The organism is Pseudorhodoplanes sp., assembly GCF_050250235.1.
GTDB lineage: Bacteria > Pseudomonadota > Alphaproteobacteria > Rhizobiales > Xanthobacteraceae > Pseudorhodoplanes.
On the sequence record NZ_JBFWPA010000009.1, the window covers coordinates 1 to 15,529 of the forward strand.

18 protein-coding genes are annotated in these 15,529 nt (G+C 63.0%); 8 read left to right on the forward strand and 10 right to left on the reverse strand.

Annotation, left to right across the window (positions count from 1 at the left end):
* The coding region (locus tag AB7F49_RS06265) for a cyclic nucleotide-binding domain-containing protein (RefSeq protein WP_428520970.1) at positions 1-896 on the forward strand (896 nt) is incomplete at its 5' end.
* 51 nt (positions 897-947) lie between these two features.
* Here the strand turns inward: AB7F49_RS06265 and AB7F49_RS06270 are convergent.
* Entirely contained in the window at positions 948-1,544 is a 597-nt protein-coding gene (locus tag AB7F49_RS06270) for an SET domain-containing protein (protein WP_428520971.1), read from the reverse strand.
* Between the two features lie 174 nt (positions 1,545-1,718).
* Complete coding sequence (locus AB7F49_RS06275) at positions 1,719-3,362, reverse strand: fumarate hydratase (protein WP_428520972.1); 1,644 nt, start codon at positions 3,360-3,362, stop codon at positions 1,719-1,721.
* A gap of 80 nt (positions 3,363-3,442) precedes the next feature.
* Between AB7F49_RS06275 and AB7F49_RS06280 the strand changes: the two genes are divergently transcribed.
* Positions 3,443-4,684 (forward strand): hypothetical protein, encoded by a 1,242-nt coding sequence (locus AB7F49_RS06280; protein ID WP_428520973.1) that lies wholly within the window; start codon positions 3,443-3,445, stop codon positions 4,682-4,684.
* A 60-nt stretch (positions 4,685-4,744) separates the two neighbouring features.
* On the opposite strand, the gene AB7F49_RS06285 is transcribed toward AB7F49_RS06280, so the two are convergent.
* The 5 genes from AB7F49_RS06285 to AB7F49_RS06305 form a co-directional block, all read right to left on the reverse strand.
* Positions 4,745-5,050 (reverse strand): helix-turn-helix domain-containing protein, encoded by a 306-nt coding sequence (locus AB7F49_RS06285; protein ID WP_428520974.1) that lies wholly within the window; start codon positions 5,048-5,050, stop codon positions 4,745-4,747.
* The gene (locus tag AB7F49_RS06290) at positions 5,047-5,352 is read right to left on the reverse strand and encodes a type II toxin-antitoxin system RelE/ParE family toxin (protein ID WP_428520975.1); all 306 of its coding nucleotides are present in this window, start codon (positions 5,350-5,352) and stop codon (positions 5,047-5,049) included. Before AB7F49_RS06290 ends, AB7F49_RS06285 begins: the two co-directional genes overlap by 4 nt.
* A gap of 82 nt (positions 5,353-5,434) precedes the next feature.
* Positions 5,435-5,578: a type II toxin-antitoxin system HicB family antitoxin gene (locus tag AB7F49_RS06295; RefSeq protein WP_428520976.1), complete on the reverse strand. Its 144-nt coding sequence runs from the start codon at positions 5,576-5,578 to the stop codon at positions 5,435-5,437.
* 885 nt (positions 5,579-6,463) lie between these two features.
* Positions 6,464-6,913: a hypothetical protein gene (locus AB7F49_RS06300; protein ID WP_428520977.1), complete on the reverse strand. Its 450-nt coding sequence runs from the start codon at positions 6,911-6,913 to the stop codon at positions 6,464-6,466.
* A gap of 144 nt (positions 6,914-7,057) precedes the next feature.
* A complete protein-coding gene (locus AB7F49_RS06305; RefSeq protein WP_428520978.1) occupies positions 7,058-7,507 on the reverse strand; it encodes an ester cyclase in 450 nt (149 codons plus the stop codon).
* A 177-nt stretch (positions 7,508-7,684) separates the two neighbouring features.
* Between AB7F49_RS06305 and AB7F49_RS06310 the strand changes: the two genes are divergently transcribed.
* The 4 genes from AB7F49_RS06310 to AB7F49_RS06325 all read left to right on the forward strand — a co-directional run bounded on the left by AB7F49_RS06310 (position 7,685) and on the right by AB7F49_RS06325 (position 9,588).
* Positions 7,685-7,861 carry a hypothetical protein gene (locus AB7F49_RS06310; protein WP_428520979.1) on the forward strand — a complete coding sequence of 59 codons (177 nt, stop codon included), beginning with the start codon at positions 7,685-7,687 and terminating at the stop codon, positions 7,859-7,861.
* 15 nt (positions 7,862-7,876) lie between these two features.
* The gene (locus tag AB7F49_RS06315; RefSeq protein WP_428520980.1) at positions 7,877-8,422 is read left to right on the forward strand and encodes a hypothetical protein; all 546 of its coding nucleotides are present in this window, start codon (positions 7,877-7,879) and stop codon (positions 8,420-8,422) included.
* A gap of 176 nt (positions 8,423-8,598) precedes the next feature.
* Positions 8,599-8,955 carry a sulfur globule protein precursor gene (locus tag AB7F49_RS06320; protein ID WP_428520981.1) on the forward strand — a complete coding sequence of 119 codons (357 nt, stop codon included), beginning with the start codon at positions 8,599-8,601 and terminating at the stop codon, positions 8,953-8,955.
* Positions 8,956-9,177: 222 nt separating this feature from the next.
* Positions 9,178-9,588, forward strand: coding sequence for a hypothetical protein (locus AB7F49_RS06325; protein WP_428520982.1), 411 nt, complete (start codon positions 9,178-9,180; stop codon positions 9,586-9,588).
* Between the two features lie 36 nt (positions 9,589-9,624).
* On the opposite strand, the gene AB7F49_RS06330 is transcribed toward AB7F49_RS06325, so the two are convergent.
* The 3 genes from AB7F49_RS06330 to AB7F49_RS06340 form a co-directional block, all read right to left on the reverse strand.
* The gene (locus tag AB7F49_RS06330) at positions 9,625-10,428 is read right to left on the reverse strand and encodes a hypothetical protein (protein ID WP_428520983.1); all 804 of its coding nucleotides are present in this window, start codon (positions 10,426-10,428) and stop codon (positions 9,625-9,627) included.
* 54 nt (positions 10,429-10,482) lie between these two features.
* Positions 10,483-11,475, reverse strand: coding sequence for a fumarylacetoacetate hydrolase family protein (locus AB7F49_RS06335; protein ID WP_428520984.1), 993 nt, complete (start codon positions 11,473-11,475; stop codon positions 10,483-10,485).
* A gap of 117 nt (positions 11,476-11,592) precedes the next feature.
* The gene (locus AB7F49_RS06340; protein ID WP_428521072.1) at positions 11,593-12,303 is read right to left on the reverse strand and encodes a glutathione S-transferase; all 711 of its coding nucleotides are present in this window, start codon (positions 12,301-12,303) and stop codon (positions 11,593-11,595) included.
* Positions 12,304-12,468: 165 nt separating this feature from the next.
* Between AB7F49_RS06340 and AB7F49_RS06345 the strand changes: the two genes are divergently transcribed.
* Both AB7F49_RS06345 and AB7F49_RS06350 read left to right on the forward strand, forming a co-directional pair.
* A complete protein-coding gene (locus AB7F49_RS06345; RefSeq protein WP_428520985.1) occupies positions 12,469-14,007 on the forward strand; it encodes a hypothetical protein in 1,539 nt (512 codons plus the stop codon).
* A 246-nt stretch (positions 14,008-14,253) separates the two neighbouring features.
* Positions 14,254-15,516: an FAD-dependent monooxygenase gene (locus AB7F49_RS06350; RefSeq protein ID WP_428520986.1), complete on the forward strand. Its 1,263-nt coding sequence runs from the start codon at positions 14,254-14,256 to the stop codon at positions 15,514-15,516.
* Positions 15,517-15,529 lie beyond the last annotated feature (13 nt).

The window sequence follows — 15,529 nt, forward strand, 5'->3', positions numbered from 1 at the left end:
TCCTCAACCGGGCGAACGACGTGCGCACCTGCATCGTCGCCGATTACGACGTCGGCCGCCTGCAGCGCCGCGGCCGCCAGCCGCACGAGCAGCGGCTGCTCGATGACCGCACCTCCGCGATCCGCGTTCTGGAACTGACCGGCACCCTGACCTTCTCGAATGTGGATTACATCGCCCGCCGCGTGCTGTCGGGCGATACCGGCCTGTTCACGGTGCTCGACATGCGCCGCGTACCGCTGGTCACGAGCGCTGCCGGCAAGATGCTGTCGGACCTGTTCGAGGACCTCGCCGCGCACGGCACCCGCCCGGTGCTTGCCGGCATCGAGCGCGAGTCCCGCCGCTTCCGGCAATTGCAGAGCTTTCTCGGCGACAGCGGCGCGGCCCGGACCTTTTCGCTGCTCGACGAGGCGATCGAGTGGGCCGAGGATCAGGTCATCTTCCGGTTCGGCGGCTTCAGCCAGGTCGCCGATGTCGCGCTCGGCGAACAGGAATTGCTGAAGGGGCTTTCGCCCGCGGATGTCGCCGATCTCGAAACCTTGTGCGAGACAACGAAATACCATCCCGGCGAACGCATCATCGCCATGGGCGACCCGGCGGATTCGGTATTCTTCCTGCAGCGGGGCATGGTGAGCGTGAAGCTCGCGGACGGGGTCCGGCTCGCCACCCTCGTCCCTGGCACCGCGTTTGGCGAACTGGCGCTGATCGGCGGGCCGCGCAGTGCCGACGTTTTCGCCGACAATTCGGTGCTGTGCCGGCGCATCCCGCTTGCCGCCTTCGACGATTTCCGGTCGCGCTGTCCGGCCGCGGCCGAAATCATCGTGCGCAATCTGGCGCAGCTTCTGGCGCACCGCCTGCTGCAGGCCAACACCAAGATCGACCTGTTGAGCGCGAACTGAGGGGATCCGAGGAAATGCTTCCCCTGCCCTCATCCTGATGAGCCGCGACAGCTATTTCCGCTTCTTCGCCCTGGCCTTCGCCTTGCCGGCGCCGACCTTGCCGCGCTTGACCTGCGGCTTCTTGCCCGCCGCCGCGGCGCGCCGCTCCGCGCGCAGCCGCCTGGCGCGCGCTTCAGCCCGCGCCGCCGCCCGCTTTTCCCGGCATTTGTCGCATTTGCAGCCGACAGGCTTGAGGAAAATATCGAAATAATCCTTGCCGTAATCGTAGGTGATCTCCTCGCCCGGCTTGATCTTCTTGCGCGCGGTGATGATGACCCGATGACCCTTGACGTCGCTCTCGGCATTGGGCCGGCAGGAATGGTTGAAATAGCGCGCCAGGTTGCGCCGGTTCGAGCCGTCGATGGTCCAGCGCGAATTGACCTCGAACATGTAGCGGTTGTCCCGCTTCTCGGCTTCTTCGTTGTTGAGCAGCTGGCCGCGATAGGTGTCGATCAGCTGGTTCTTCTCGATCTCCTTGGTGGCGAAGCAGCCAAGCCCGGTACGGGCGCGGCCGATGCGATAGGAACGTCGGAAGGGTTTGCGTGCGCGTGGCATGATGTCGACAGAATCGATGTTGCTCGTTGCAACAAATGCATAAGCAAAAGCCAAGCCAATTTCAATCGGGTGGATGGAAGCTCCACAAGCGCAATGCCTCTTCCGCCCTCATCCTGAGGAGCCTGAGCGAAGCGAGGGCGTCTCGAAGGACGAGGGCGGCCCCATCCTTCGAGACGCAAGCTTCGCTTGCTCCTCAGGATGAGGCCGATTGAGTTTGGTGCTCGCGAACTACCCCAGATTCAGCGCCTGGAAGAAATCGTTGCCCTTGTCGTCGATGATGATGAAGGCCGGGAAGTTCTCGACTTCGATCCGCCAGATCGCTTCCATGCCGAGTTCGTGGAACTCGATGGTCTCGACCTTCCTGATGCAATGCTCGGCGAGGTTCGCCGCCGCCCCGCCGATCGAGCCGAGATAGAAGCCGCCGTGTTTCTTGCAGGCTTCGCGCACCGCGGCCGAGCGGTTGCCCTTGGCCACGGTGACGAGCGAGCCGCCAGCCGCCTGGAACTGGTCGATATAGCTGTCCATCCGCCCGGCCGTGGTCGGCCCGAACGATCCCGACGCATAGCCCGCCGGCGTTTTCGCCGGCCCCGCGTAATAGACCGGATGGTTCTTGAAATAATCGGGCAGGCCCCTGCCCTGCTCCAGGCGCTCGCGCAGCTTGCCATGCGCGAGGTCGCGCGCCACCACCATGGTGCCGGTGAGCGACAGCCGCGTCTTGATCGGATATTGCGACAGGGTCGCCAGCACTTCCTTCATCGGCCGGTTCAGGTCGATCTGCACCACCGGCCCGCCGAGCGTGGATTCATCGATATCCGGCAGATATTGCGCCGGATTGTGCTCCAGCTGCTCCAGGAACACGCCGTCGCGCGTGATCTTGGCCGTAGCCTGCCGGTCCGCCGAGCATGAAACGCCGAGCCCGATCGGCAGCGAGGCGCCATGGCGCGGCAGCCTTATCACCCGCACGTCATGGCAGAAATATTTGCCGCCGAACTGCGCGCCGACGCCAAGCGACTGCGTCATCTTCAGCACTTCCTGCTCCATCTCCAGATCACGGAAGGCGTGGCCGTCTTCCGAGCCCCTGGTCGGCAGATTGTCGTAATAGCGGCAGGAGGCGAGCTTCACCGTCTTCAGGTTCAGTTCGGCCGAGGTGCCGCCGATCACGATCGCCAGATGATAGGGCGGGCATGCCGCGGTGCCGAGCGTCAGCACCTTCTCCTTCAGGAAGGCCAGCAGCCGGTCACGCGTCAGGATCGAGGGCGTCGCCTGGAACAGGAAGGTCTTGTTGGCCGATCCGCCGCCCTTGGCGATGAACAGGAACTTGTACTCGTCGTCACCGTCGGCATAGAGCTCGACCTGCGCCGGCATGTTCGATTTGGTGTTGGTCTCCTCGAACATCGACAGTGGCGCCAGCTGCGAGTAGCGCAGGTTCTTCTTCAGGTAGGCGTCGCGCGCGCCTTCGGCGAGCGCCGCCTCGTCGTCACCCTCGACAAACACGTTGCGGCCGCGCTTGCCCATGATGATGCAGGTGCCGGTGTCCTGGCACATCGGCAGCGTGCCGCCGGCCGCGATATTGGCGTTCTTCAGGAAGTCGAAGGCGACGAACCTGTCGTTGTCGGAGGCCTCGGCGTCATCGAGGATGTTGCGCAGCTGCTGCAGATGCCCCGGCCGCAGATAATGGTTGATGTCGCTGTAGGCTTCCTCCGCCAGCGCCTTCAGCGCGTGCGCCGGCACCACCAGCACGTCGCGGCCCAGCACCTTATCGACCCGCACCCCGGAGACATCGAGCTTACGGTACGGGGTCTGGTCCTTGCCGAGCGGAAATAAGGGCGTGTGGCGATAGGCGGGGATCGGCGGGGTGACGGGGGCGTTCATGGGGCAGAGCATCTCCAAGATTTCTGCCCTAATAATGGGGTTTGAAGGTAAGGTCACGAACAATTTAGATTCGATATAATATGCCTATTGATCTTTTTGCCCGAGAGATTCCAGCAACAATTACTTGGTTCAACTCGTTTGTTGGCTTTCGAGAAATTTGGAGCCGCGTCGAACGGGCTGAGGCGAAACTCCGCGATCTAGACTTTGCTTCGCCGATCCTGAATCGGCGGTATTTTTTCCATTTGAATTACAAGCGCATCGTTCAACGAAACCGACTGCATCAAAAAATTTCGACGGACAGTTTCGAAAACAACGAACCAATTTCTTTCATGGCTGCAATACGAGATGCCGCATCGAACTTAAGTGAGCAAGGCCGGCAGCGCCTCAGATCAAAATTGTTGGATGGCCTAAGCCCAGATCGAGACATCCGAGAGCTTCAGCATGAACTGCGAGTCTACGTTCACTACAAGCAGCAGCACTGCAAGGTCTCCTTTGTAGACCTTGAGGGAAGGGGAAATCACGATTTCGATGTGACTTATCGCAACACCACTTTCGAAGTCGAGGCAAAGACTGTAAGCGAAGACATTGGCAATCTTGTCTCCACCGAAACTAGCATTCAAATGCTTTTGGCATTTAAGGATGCCATCAACAGCACGCCCGATTTCAATGAAAGCGGGATACTAAGATACGCCATCAAAAAGCGGCCGAGCACACCGAATATCCGGGAAAATTTTGCCTCTATACTAAGATCCTTCTTGTCCAAGGGCGCTCGCGAAGCGGAGACGTCGGAAGGATCTTTGACCTTTGAAAAGCGCGATAGTTGGAGAGAAAATATCGCCCTCGGGAACTTCACGCCGATCAGACAAGAAATCGATAACGAGCAGGAAAGATCAAATCCCCATGCGGTGATTGTGGTCGGAAAGGGCAAGGCTGTACTACTTTGCGTAACCGGCAATCGCCCCACCTACTTGGTGAAAGGCATAATGAGGAGGCTCAAGTCGGCAAGCCAGCAATTCAGTCAATCGAAAGCTGCAGTAGTCTGGGTCCATTTTCTTGGCTTAGATGAGCCTGCATTCGTTTCTCTAAGAGAGGAAGCGCAAGCAGGCGTTCGGAATGCATTCATAGCATTTGGCAATTATGTCTTTCAAAATGAACTGCGCAGTCATGTATGCAAACTGCGACTTAGTTCGGACTCCCAAGAACTTAGGCGCGCCACTTCTAAATTAATGCTGAGTGGCGTATCAGAAATGATTTCCAATCAAGGCCCCGCTTATGACATGACATCACTGGTTTCGCGATTTGACCCTGAAACAACCATTTAGCGGAAGCGACGTCCGAGGATTTATTCCACCCGCATATCGCTCCGCTTCATGCGGGTTACGTCATCCCGCTTTCCGCTTCTTCCCTCCCCGCACCGGCTCGAAGCTGATCTTCAGCCTGTGTCCCGTCGCCTTGGCGAAGCGCGACAGCGTCGTGGTCGATGGCCGCCCGCGGCCGCTTTCCAGCCGCGCGATGGCGCTCTGCGTCGTCTTCATGCGCTTGGCGAGTTGCGCCTGACTGAGACCCGCGCGGGCGCGCGCCTTGGCCAGTTCGCCGATGAGCGCAAAGTCCTCTTCCAGAGCCTCGTATTCCTTTCGATAGCCCGGCTCCTTCATCCACTTCTTGTGCAGGTCGTCGAACCTGATCATTTGACCTCCTTGGCGCGTTGTCGCGCAATTTCAAGCTCCCGCGCGGGTGTCTTCTGCGTCTTCTTGACGAAGGCCCGAAGGACGACGACACGGCGGCCGCTGGCCGTGACATCGATCGCCCGCGAAATCCCATCCCGGCCGCTGATCCGAATTTCCCACAGCTTGTCTTCGAGATGCTTCACAGCATCCCGCGGCAGCCCCTCAAATCCATGTTCCTGGATGACGTTGAAGAAGCGGCCCAAGCGCGCTCTCATGTCGTCCGGAAGCGCTTCGACCTCCGCCGCCACTGCGGAATTCAGCAACAGGACGGTCCAGCGCATTTTTGCTATATAGCAAAAATGGTATTGCTATTCAAGGCTAGCCATTGGAACCGACAATGTGAACTCACGCAGCCAGTGTCACCTGCCGGATACGTGGCGGCTCACTTCCGGGTATCGGTTCGCCGCGCGCGGTAGCATCCTCGATCACCAGACGGATGGCGTCTTCGGCCATGGCCAGCGCCTCGCGCTCATCCTTGCCGTATGTCACGATCTACGGAAAGGCGGGTACGCGCACGGTAAAGCCGCCTTCTTCCTCGGGTTCGAGCACGACAGCGAAAGTGCGCTGGTCCATTTTTATCATGGCTCAGCATGACATACTCCGCTCATTCCCGCGAAAGCGGGAATCCAGAAAAGCCAGCGCCGCGGAGGCTGACAGCGGCGCTGGGTCCCCGCTTCCGCGGGGACGAGCGGATTTGAGGGATTCGTCACGAAAGCGAAACTCTCGTGTCCCGGACGCGGTGCAGCGCGCAGCGACAGCGGAGCGGTGCACCGCAGAGCCGGGACCCATTTTTTGCACCTGCCATGGGTATGGTCCGGTTCTGCAGCGCACGACTTCATCGTGCGCTGCGCCCGGGACGCGAGAAATTCCCCCTTGACATTTCTAGGAATATAGTCTATATCGCCTTCACCCCGTTCAACGAGGGGCGTCAACCGGTGACGCCGGTTGATGGAGCGGGGTGCGGCGCCTGCGGGCAGGGCTTCGTCAGCCGTGCTCCCGGGAGGCCTCGGAACCCCGCTCTACGGGCACCACGACCCGTGCGCGAGGAGCCTCGCTGAACGGCCGCAGGCGCGGTTCGCCTGCGGTGCGCAAACGCGGTCCGGGGTCAGTGCGATGCTTCACGCGTCGCGCCAGAACGCCGCCAAATGAAGCCCGCACGGCGCAAGCCTGGCGGGTGATGCGCCGTGAGGCGATGGCCGTGCGCTCGCAAGAGCCTGCGGCCCCGGAATGCCCTGCGCTTCACGGCGCATCATTCCCCTCACCGCTTCTTCGCACGCATGTCGGGCCTGCCCCCCATGCGTCACTCGCAGGCCGGCGTCCCCGCGCCGCAAACAACAGGGGCGATGGCGCGCGCCCGGTGCAGCCGCCGCATCGTCAGAACAACGGCTTCTGCTTCTCCGGCTTGCATTCCTCGCCAATCAGCTGCAGCGCCCTTCTGGTCGTCTCGATGTCGCCCGGCAGCGCAAAGCGCGCGGTGCGGTGGCCATGCGACACCGTCATGTCGGGGTTCAGGAACTCGACCACGTCGTCGTCGCCCTCGACATAAAGCTGATAGGTCGGCGTTCGCCCGACATACCGCTTCTCGAACCGGAAGCGCTCCGGCTTGAACCGGCTCAGATGATAGCGCGTCGCGCGCCTGATGTCCGGCTCCGACACGACCACCACACAGGGCTTGAAACCGGCGATCTGGATATGGCTCTGCGGCTCGATGCTGCCGGTGAAGACGTAGGTGATGGCCTGCTGAAGCTTGTCGGTTTCAGCGAATGCACGGGTGTGCGGAACAATCGCCGAAAGCAGCAGGATCGCGATGGCGAAGGCTCTCATTCTTTGTCGTATGGCTCGCCATTGATGAAACCGGACCGGCCGTGCGCGGTGCGCCGTCGCGCCGCGTCTCTGTCGCCGGAGATGCCTGGCATGGTAATCGCGATCGGCCTTGTTGTCGAGCAAGCGAGGCAACGTCACCACTCGTCACTGGCGGTTCGCGCCGAGCTGCCGCATCAGGCCGGCCTCGTCGAAATCGTGCCAGTGTTCGGCTATTCGTCCGTCCGCGATGCGGTACCAGTCGGAGAAACTCACGCTCACGCTGCGTCCCGTCGGCGGCAGTGGACCGAAATATCCCCGCTGCGTGCCGGTGAAGGTCGAGCGCGCCGCCACGCGGTCGCCCGCCGCGATCACGCTTTCGAGCGCAAAGCGCCCGTCGGGAAACGCCTGCCACAGCGCTGCGAGTTTGCGGATCACGCCCTCCGCGTCCGCGGGCGAGCCCGGATCAGCGTCGTGATCGACGAAATCGCCTGCGAGCAAGGCAGCCGCACGGGCGGCGTCGCCGGTAGCGAGCACTTCGGTGAAGAAGCGCACGACCACATGTGCGTTGAGAATGGCGGGCGCGCTGTCGGCGAGAATCTGCGGGCTGTCCGTCATGGGGCGAGCGTAACGCGCAGGGCGGCAGGCGCAATCGGGGCCGGATGGTCCTTTGCCCGTTGACAACATTAGGACTATAGTCCACCTTCCTGTCCGCGCGCGCATGCGCGCCCGCAACAGGGACATTTCGGAACGCCCGGCATACGCCGCCCCCTTACCACGCATGAATTCTGACGCATGATCTCCTGGCTCCTTCGCATCATCCTCGTCCCGGCCGGCGTCATCGCCGGATGGTTTGTCGGCAAGGACCAGCCGAATTTCGGGCTGGTGCAGTCGATCATCGCGCTGTTCGTCATCGTCTTCATCGTGGCGGTGCTCGCGCTCACCCGGGGCGACGCGAAACGGACGGAGTGAGCACAGCCGGTCACCATGCCTTCTATCCGCGTCTATTCCTGGTACGGCAATATCGGCGCGCCCTTCCCGCGCGGCGTGGGCTATTCGCGCGGCCTCGATGTGCTGGGCGAAGAGCTCGCCGCCATTGCGGGCACGGTGGTGCTGCCGGCACGCGCGAACTGGATGTCACAGCGCGACGCCATGTATGACGCGGGCGCGCATCCCGCCGCGCGCAAGGTCTGCATCGGGCATTCGATGGGCGTCTACGCGATCACACGGCTTGCGGCCCGCACGCCCGGGATCACCTGGGACCTCATGATCGCGTTCGAGCCGGCACCCGGCTACAATTCGCTCGGCGCGTTCCGCTGTCCGCCGCTCGGCGGCAACGTGCGCCGCGCCATCTGCTTCCGCTCGACCAACTGGCTGAACCCGATCGGGCACGGGCGGCTGCAGGCGGCGCCGGATTTTGCCGGCGAACTCACGACGATTGAGCGGCCGGTGCTGCATCACCGGATCGCCGCCGACACCGGCGCGCACGACATCTGCATCGAGGCGGTGCGCATGCTCTCGCAGGCGGGATGACGGGCCGGCCCGTTGCAGACAAACCGCGGGCGCACATTCACACGGCGTTCATCGCAACCGCAGGAATTGCGGCTCCGCTGCCGCAGGACCGGCGCGGTTGCAGAAACAATTACCTTTTTTTGCCGACCATGCGGCCGTCAAGCGGGGCGATCATCCGTCCCGGCAGGGAGACGGTAATGCTGAAAAAGATCATCATGGGCGCGGCCATCGTCGCCGCGGCGGCGCTTGCGGCGCCGGAACAGGGTCACGCGCGCGGCGGCGGCTGGCATGGCGGCGGTTGGCATGGCGGTGGCTGGCACGGCGGCGGCTGGCATGGCGGCAACTGGCATGGCGGCGGATGGAAGCACGGTTATTGGCGCGGCGGCAAATGGTATGGCGGCGGCTGGGGCTATTACGGCGTGCCCGCGGCGGTCGCGGCCGGTGCGGCGGCTGCAGCCTATGCAGCGCCTTATTACGCCACCGGCGGCTGCTACCGGAACGTCAAGATCAAGACGCCGTACGGCCCGCAATGGCGGACCGTCAACGTCTGCTGACGAAGACCGAATGCATGAGGGCGCGGATCGCGCCCTCATGCGTCCACCGGCGCCGGATTGATCGCGCCCGGCCTGACGATACATCGCTGTCATAACGTTCATTTTCATACATTTTTTTGCATATCCGCCCCGCCGCCATCTTTCCGCGGCACAAACCGTCATCATCTTGCATTGCGGACGAAAAGCGGGGCTGACGTTTTTCCCGGACGGGAGGGTGATCCAATGTTGAAAGCAATTGTAATGGGCGCCGCGCTGCTGGCCGCAGGCGCGATGGTGGTTCCGGATTCGGCGCAGGCCAAGCGCGGCGGCGGGCACGGCTTCCACGGCGGCGGCGGCAAGAATTTCGGCGGGGGCCGGGGCGGCGGCCGCTGGCACGGCGGGGGCAAATGGCATGGCGGCAAATGGAATGGCGGCAAGTGGCATGCCGGCAAGTGGAATGGCGGGAAGTGGTACGGCAATAACTGGCGCGGCTACGGCTATTATGGCGTGCCCGCCGCCGTCGCTGCGGGTGCGGCAGCGGCCTATTACACGGCACCCTACGGCTACGGCTATTACGGCGACGGCTGCTACCAGACCGTCCGTGTGATGACGCCTTACGGCCCGCAATGGCAGACGGTCGACGTCTGCGAATGATGGCGGTGACCAGGGGGGCGCCGGCCGGCGCCCCCATCAGCGATGCATCGCGCTCTGGCTGTGGATCGCAGCGATCGCGTCCGGCCTGACGCCATAATCGCCCCTGAACGGCGCGTCGAGCACCGCGATCATGTAGATCACCAGGGCGATGAACATCGACAGCGTCCCGCCGATGATCGCATGCGTGAACGGACGCATGTCGAACATCCAGATCAGGATCGTGTTCATGACGACGCCGACCAGCACCACGAACCACATGATCCGCGGGATCGAACTCGAGCCCGCGGAAATCCGCAGCCGCCGCGCCTCGACGAAATCATCCATGACCCGCAGCGTCTCCGCATAGCGGACGCTCTCGCCCAACCCGGAAGGCCGGAACTTGCCAAGGACCATGTGCAGGCTGCCGAGGATGGCGATTTCCTTCGGGTTGACCTCGCCGCGCTGCTGGATCTTCCATCCCGGTCCGATCACCTCATCGACATACCGGTCAAGCACGCCGAGAAGTTCGGGACGCGCATCCTCGGGATAACTGTGGATGTCGCGATACAGCTTGATGATTGCGGCCGCCTCGCGCACCACCGCGTCTTCGGCCTTGTTATGGTTTTCGAATACCGCGATCGACAACAGCGCCAGCAGTACGCCGAAATAGAGCGCGAAAGCGTTGAGCAGAAACCCGAGCACGGTATTGATGTCGCGTTCGCCCCGGAACAGCTTCGCGACCCTGGGCTGCAGCAGATACGATCCGAGCAATGTCGGCGCCACGAAGGCGGCGCAAACCAGCAACAGGCCGGCAGCAAAGGGCAGACTGTGCAGCCAGTCCAGGAGCGGCGTGTCAGACATGCGCGGACTATAACGCCTCCACGCCGTCCGCAAAATGCGTCTGCGGGTGACCGCTTACTCGGCCGCGTGGACTGCGATATCGTCCATCTTGCGCACCGGATTGACGAGCTTGCCGAGGCCGGTGATCGACACGCTGACCGGTCCGCCGTAGGCGGTAATGTTGGCGGTGTGCAGGCTGCGCTTGGCGACGCCAGGGCGGAAGGCGGTACCCATCGAAATCACGTCGCCCGGCCACAGAGAATGGTAGCGGCTGATATAGGCGATCACGTCCGGCACCCCATAGGTGTAGAAGGCGGTCGAATCCTCCGCGATCAGTTCGTCCTTGTGCCAGGCCAGCACCTCGAGCTTGTGCGGATCCGGCACCTCGTCCTTGGTGACGAGATAGGGTCCGAACGGACCGAAGGTGTCGGAGCCCTTGTAGCGCGCGGTATAGGACAGGTGCTGCTCGCGCCGCTCGACCTTGGTCGGGTCTTCCTTCGAGGGATAGAGCGCGTAGTAATGCACCATGTCCTGCGAGCGCATGAAATTTCCGGTCATGTCGTTGAGGATCGAATAGCCGTAGACGACATCGAATGCGTCCTTCGCATCGACGTGGCGGCAGGTCTTGCCGATGATCACCGCCAGTTCCGGCTCCGGATGGACCGATCCGTAATAATCGAACACCTCGATAGGCTGATTGTGGCCGACCAGCGACGACGCGGGCTTGAGAAAGAACAGCGGATGGTCGGGTGCACTTATCTTGCGCTCATTGCTGGCCGAATTGTTGAGCGCGACACCGCAGATTTTCGAAGGCCGCCGCACCGGCGGATGATAGACGATCTCGCTCGCCGGGATCACAGTCAGCCTGCCGGGCTGATCCTTGGCGAAAACCTCGGCGTCGCGCAAGAACGTCAGCCCGGATTCCCCGGCCTCGATCAGGGCCAGCATGTCCGGATAGGATTCTCGGCCGAGCGCCGCTGCGATGTCACCAAGGTCGGCGACGCGCTCGTCGTCGATGGCAAATCCGATGCGGTCGCGATCTTTCCAGTGGAAGCTAAGGAGTTTCAATGTCGTGATCCACATTCGCCGGGGATGCGGCGCGGACAATGTTGGAGCATCCGCACCGAGTCAAGAATGCCGCTGCCCACCCTCGCCCATCGCCGACATCGCGGAGCGAAAGCACCGTTACCCATCGAGTTCTTCGTAGGCGCGGAAAATCCCCATCTCGTTGAACGGAATCCGCCGTTCGCTCTTCAGATAGGCCGCAATCCGCGGACGCGCGGAGACGCGGGCATGCAAGTCGACGACGTGCGGATGTTTTCTCCCGAGTCGCCCGCTCAACTTCGGAAATGCGTAGCGCAGGCCGTCGATCACCTGGAACAGCGACAGGTCGGCATAGGTCGCACGCCGGCCGGTCAGATAGGGACCGCCGGAAACCGCGAGCACGCGCTCGAAATAGTCGAAGAATTTCGGCGCCCGATGGACGCGGAAGTCATCGGCGCGGCGCGCGGATTCCGGCTTCTGTTCCTCGTAGTACAATCCGGAGCCAATCGGATGATGGGTGTCGTGAATCTCCACGACGAGGTCGGCAATCGTCAGCTGAAGCTGGTGCGCCCAGAGCCGGCCCGCTTCCGACCTGGGCGCAAGCGCAAGATGGTCACCGAGATAGAGCATGATATTGGCGGTCTGCGCGATCACGAGCCTGCCGGCTTTCAGGATCGGCGGCGCGAAGGGGGGCGTCTTCGGACCCGCCGCCTGCATCAGCCGCATCATTCGATCCTCGCCGCCTGGTTGGCGAGCGACATCGACATAATCCGCACCCGCCTCTTCCAGCGCGAGCCGCACAAATTCGCCCCGTCCCTGAATCTGCGGCCAGTAATAGAGCTCGTAGCGCATGACTTCGCCTTTCTTGCGGTAGTTCCCGGAATGTCTCACCATAGCCAGTTCGGGCAACAAGCGGTCAGGCTTCCGGTTTCGGTATTCAGGTTAATGCAGGGCGTAGCTTGAAGCAGGCGTGCCCTCGTGCGACGGCTGTGGCCAAGTATCGTAGCGGACGCGTCTATGCTTGGCATTCCCCTCGAATATCTGATGTTCATCGGAATCGGTTTTTGCCTCGCCTGGCTCACCGCCTTGATGGCGATGCCGGCGGTGCATCATCGCGCAATGCGGCTGGCACGCCAGCGCTACGAGGATGTGCCGCTGTCGATTCAGGAAATCCGCGCCGAGAAGGATACGATCCGCGCTGGATTCGCCACCGCCACGCGCGAACTTGAGATCAGGATCGAAAAGCTCAGGGAAAAAACCGCCGCGCACGCGACCGATCTCGCGAAACGGAACCAGCTTGTCGAGCGGCTAAAGCAGGAAATCGATACCGTCACGGCGGCGTTGCGCGAAAGCGAGTCCCGCGAGCAGTCGGCGCGAGACGAATTGCGCGAGGCCAAACGCGGCTTCGCAGACAAGGATGTGACACTCGGCGCGGCCGAAGGCGAGATCACGGTCGCGCGGCGGGAACTCGCCAGCAGGGACGCGACACTGCAGGCTGCCGAGCGCGATGCCGCGGCGATGCGCGGCGCGCTTTCCGAAAAGGAGGTTGCGCTGAACGCGGCCGAAAGGCAGCTTGCAGCGCTCGAAGCGGAGTTGCGCGACAGCAAGGCGCGCGAGCACGAAACGCGCGAGGAACTGCGCGAAGCCCGGCGCAAGTTCGCCGACCGGGACGCTGCGCTCGGTACAGCCGAAGGCGAGATCGCGGCGGTCCGGCGCGAGCTTGCCGCCAGGAACGAAGCCCTGACGGAAGCAGAGCGCGACGCCAGCGCGTTGCGGGCCTCGTCCGCAGCGAAAGAGGCTGCGTTGAGCGCAGCCGAAAGTCGGCTTGCGTCGATCGGAGCCGAACTCGCCGACAGCAAGATGCGCGAGCAAACCGCACGAGACGAATTGCGAGAAGCGCTCCGCCACTTTTCCGACCGGGACGCGACTCTTGGCACGGCCCAAGGTGAAATCGCCGCCACGCGACGCGAACTGGCCGCCGGCAAGACCGCGTTGCAGGAGGCCGAGCGGAACATTGCCGCGCTGCGAAGCGAACTGGCCGAACGGGAAGCCGGCATGCTTGAAACACAGCGTGAGCTTGCCGCCTTGAGAAGCGAGCTATCGGGCAAGGACACCGCCCTGACCCGCGCGGAACGGGAAATCGCGGCGATCCGGGCGGAGATTGCCGCGCTCACAACGCTGTTGCTATATCCGCAACCGGAAAGCAGCGCGAATCGTTCTCAATCGGTCGACCTCGTTCCGCTACCGCCTGCCCGCATAGCCTCGGTCCAGTCCGAAACAAGACGCGGGCTCGCCGAGGTCGCTGCGACAAAGTCCGAAAAGCGGCCAGCGCCTCAGGACGCCGCGCCAACCCGACTTGCACCGCTTGACGTCGTGCCGGCCCCGACCCGGCTGTTGCCGCCCGCAATCCCGCAAGCGCAGTTTCCGGCCGAGGGTCATGCTACGCGAGGCTGGAAAGAAAGCGACGAAGCTACCCAGCGCATCGAATCGCGTCCTGACGGGCCTAACCAGCGCCTGCGTGAAACCTACGCGCCGCTCGTGACCACAACAGGCTAGTGCAGCGGATTTGACATTCGCTACCCATCCACCCGCGGGCGCGGCCAAGCGAATGTCAAATCCAAAGCTCCACTAGAATCCAATATTTGCTAGTGGTCCTCTGATTCTAACATTCGCAAAACAGCCTGCCGGGAAGGGATGCGAATGTTAGAATCGGACCATTAGCGAACCAAGCCACGCTGCGGTTTCGGCTTGCGCCGGCAAGGTCGCCGCCTGAGACTGCGTCCGCAATCGAGGCCGCACTCCATGGCGAACACAACACGTCCCCGTATCCTGATTGCCGGCGCCGGCATCGGCGGACTGACGGCAGCGCTTGCGCTGCTTCGGCGTGGATTTTCCGTTTCCGTGATCGAGCAGGCGCGTGAACTCGCAGAGATCGGCGCCGGTGTGCAGATTTCGGCAAACGGCGCGCATGCGCTGTTTTCGCTCGGACTCGAACCGGCGCTGCGCGAAGTCTGGTGCGAGCCCGCCGGGAAGGAAATCCGGCTCTGGAGCACGGGAGAGACCTGGAAACTGTTCGATCTCGGCGCCGTGTCGCGCGAGCGGTATGGCGCGCCCTATTTCATGATCCACCGGGCCGACTTGCACCGCATCTTGCTCGACGCGGTGAAGGCTGCTGCGCCGGACGCGATCACGCTGGGTGCCCGCGCCACCGGATTTGAGCAGGACGGGAGCGGCGTGGTCTTGCTCTGCGAGTCCGGCAGACGCATGCCAGGCGATGCCCTCATCGGCGCCGATGGCGTGCATTCCCGCATCCGCAGCGCATTGTTCGGCGAGATGCCGGCACGCTTTACCGGACTCCTGGCCTGGCGCGGGCTGATCCCGATGAAGCGGCTTCCCGAGCGGCTGCGGCGTCAGGTTGGCACCAATTGGGTCGGGCCCGGCGGGCACGTGGTGCATTATCCACTGCGCGGCGGCACATTGATGAACTTCGTCGGCACCACCGAGCGCGACGATTGGCAGGTCGAAAGCTGGACCGAGCGCGGCACCACCGACGAAGCGCTGCACGACTTCCGCGGCTGGCACGAGGATGTGCAGACCCTGATCGGCAATATCGAGACGCCGTTCAAATGGGCGCTGCTCGGCCGCGAGCCGCTGGACCGATGGACAATCGGCCGCGTCACGCTGCTTGGCGATGCCGCGCATCCGACCCTGCCGATGATGGCACAGGGGGCCAACATGTCGATCGAGGACGGTGTCGTGCTGGCACGCTGTATCGAAGCCTGTGACGACATGCCGGCGGCATTGCGTGCCTACGAGGCTGCGCGGCGCGAGCGCACCTCGCGGCTTGTGCGCGCGGCCAACGACAACGCCAGCCGCTTCCACAATCCAGCGCTCGGCAATGCGGAAGGCGCCGCCCAGTATGTCGACACCGAGTGGCAGGAAGCCAAGGTCAAGCAGCGCTACGACTGGGTGTTCGAATACGACCCCGCAAGGGTTCCGATCGGGCCCTGGACGCCGGCCACGCCGCGCGGTTCCGTGACCATGCCATCGGCAGGAGGAATGTAATCGTCGCCATATC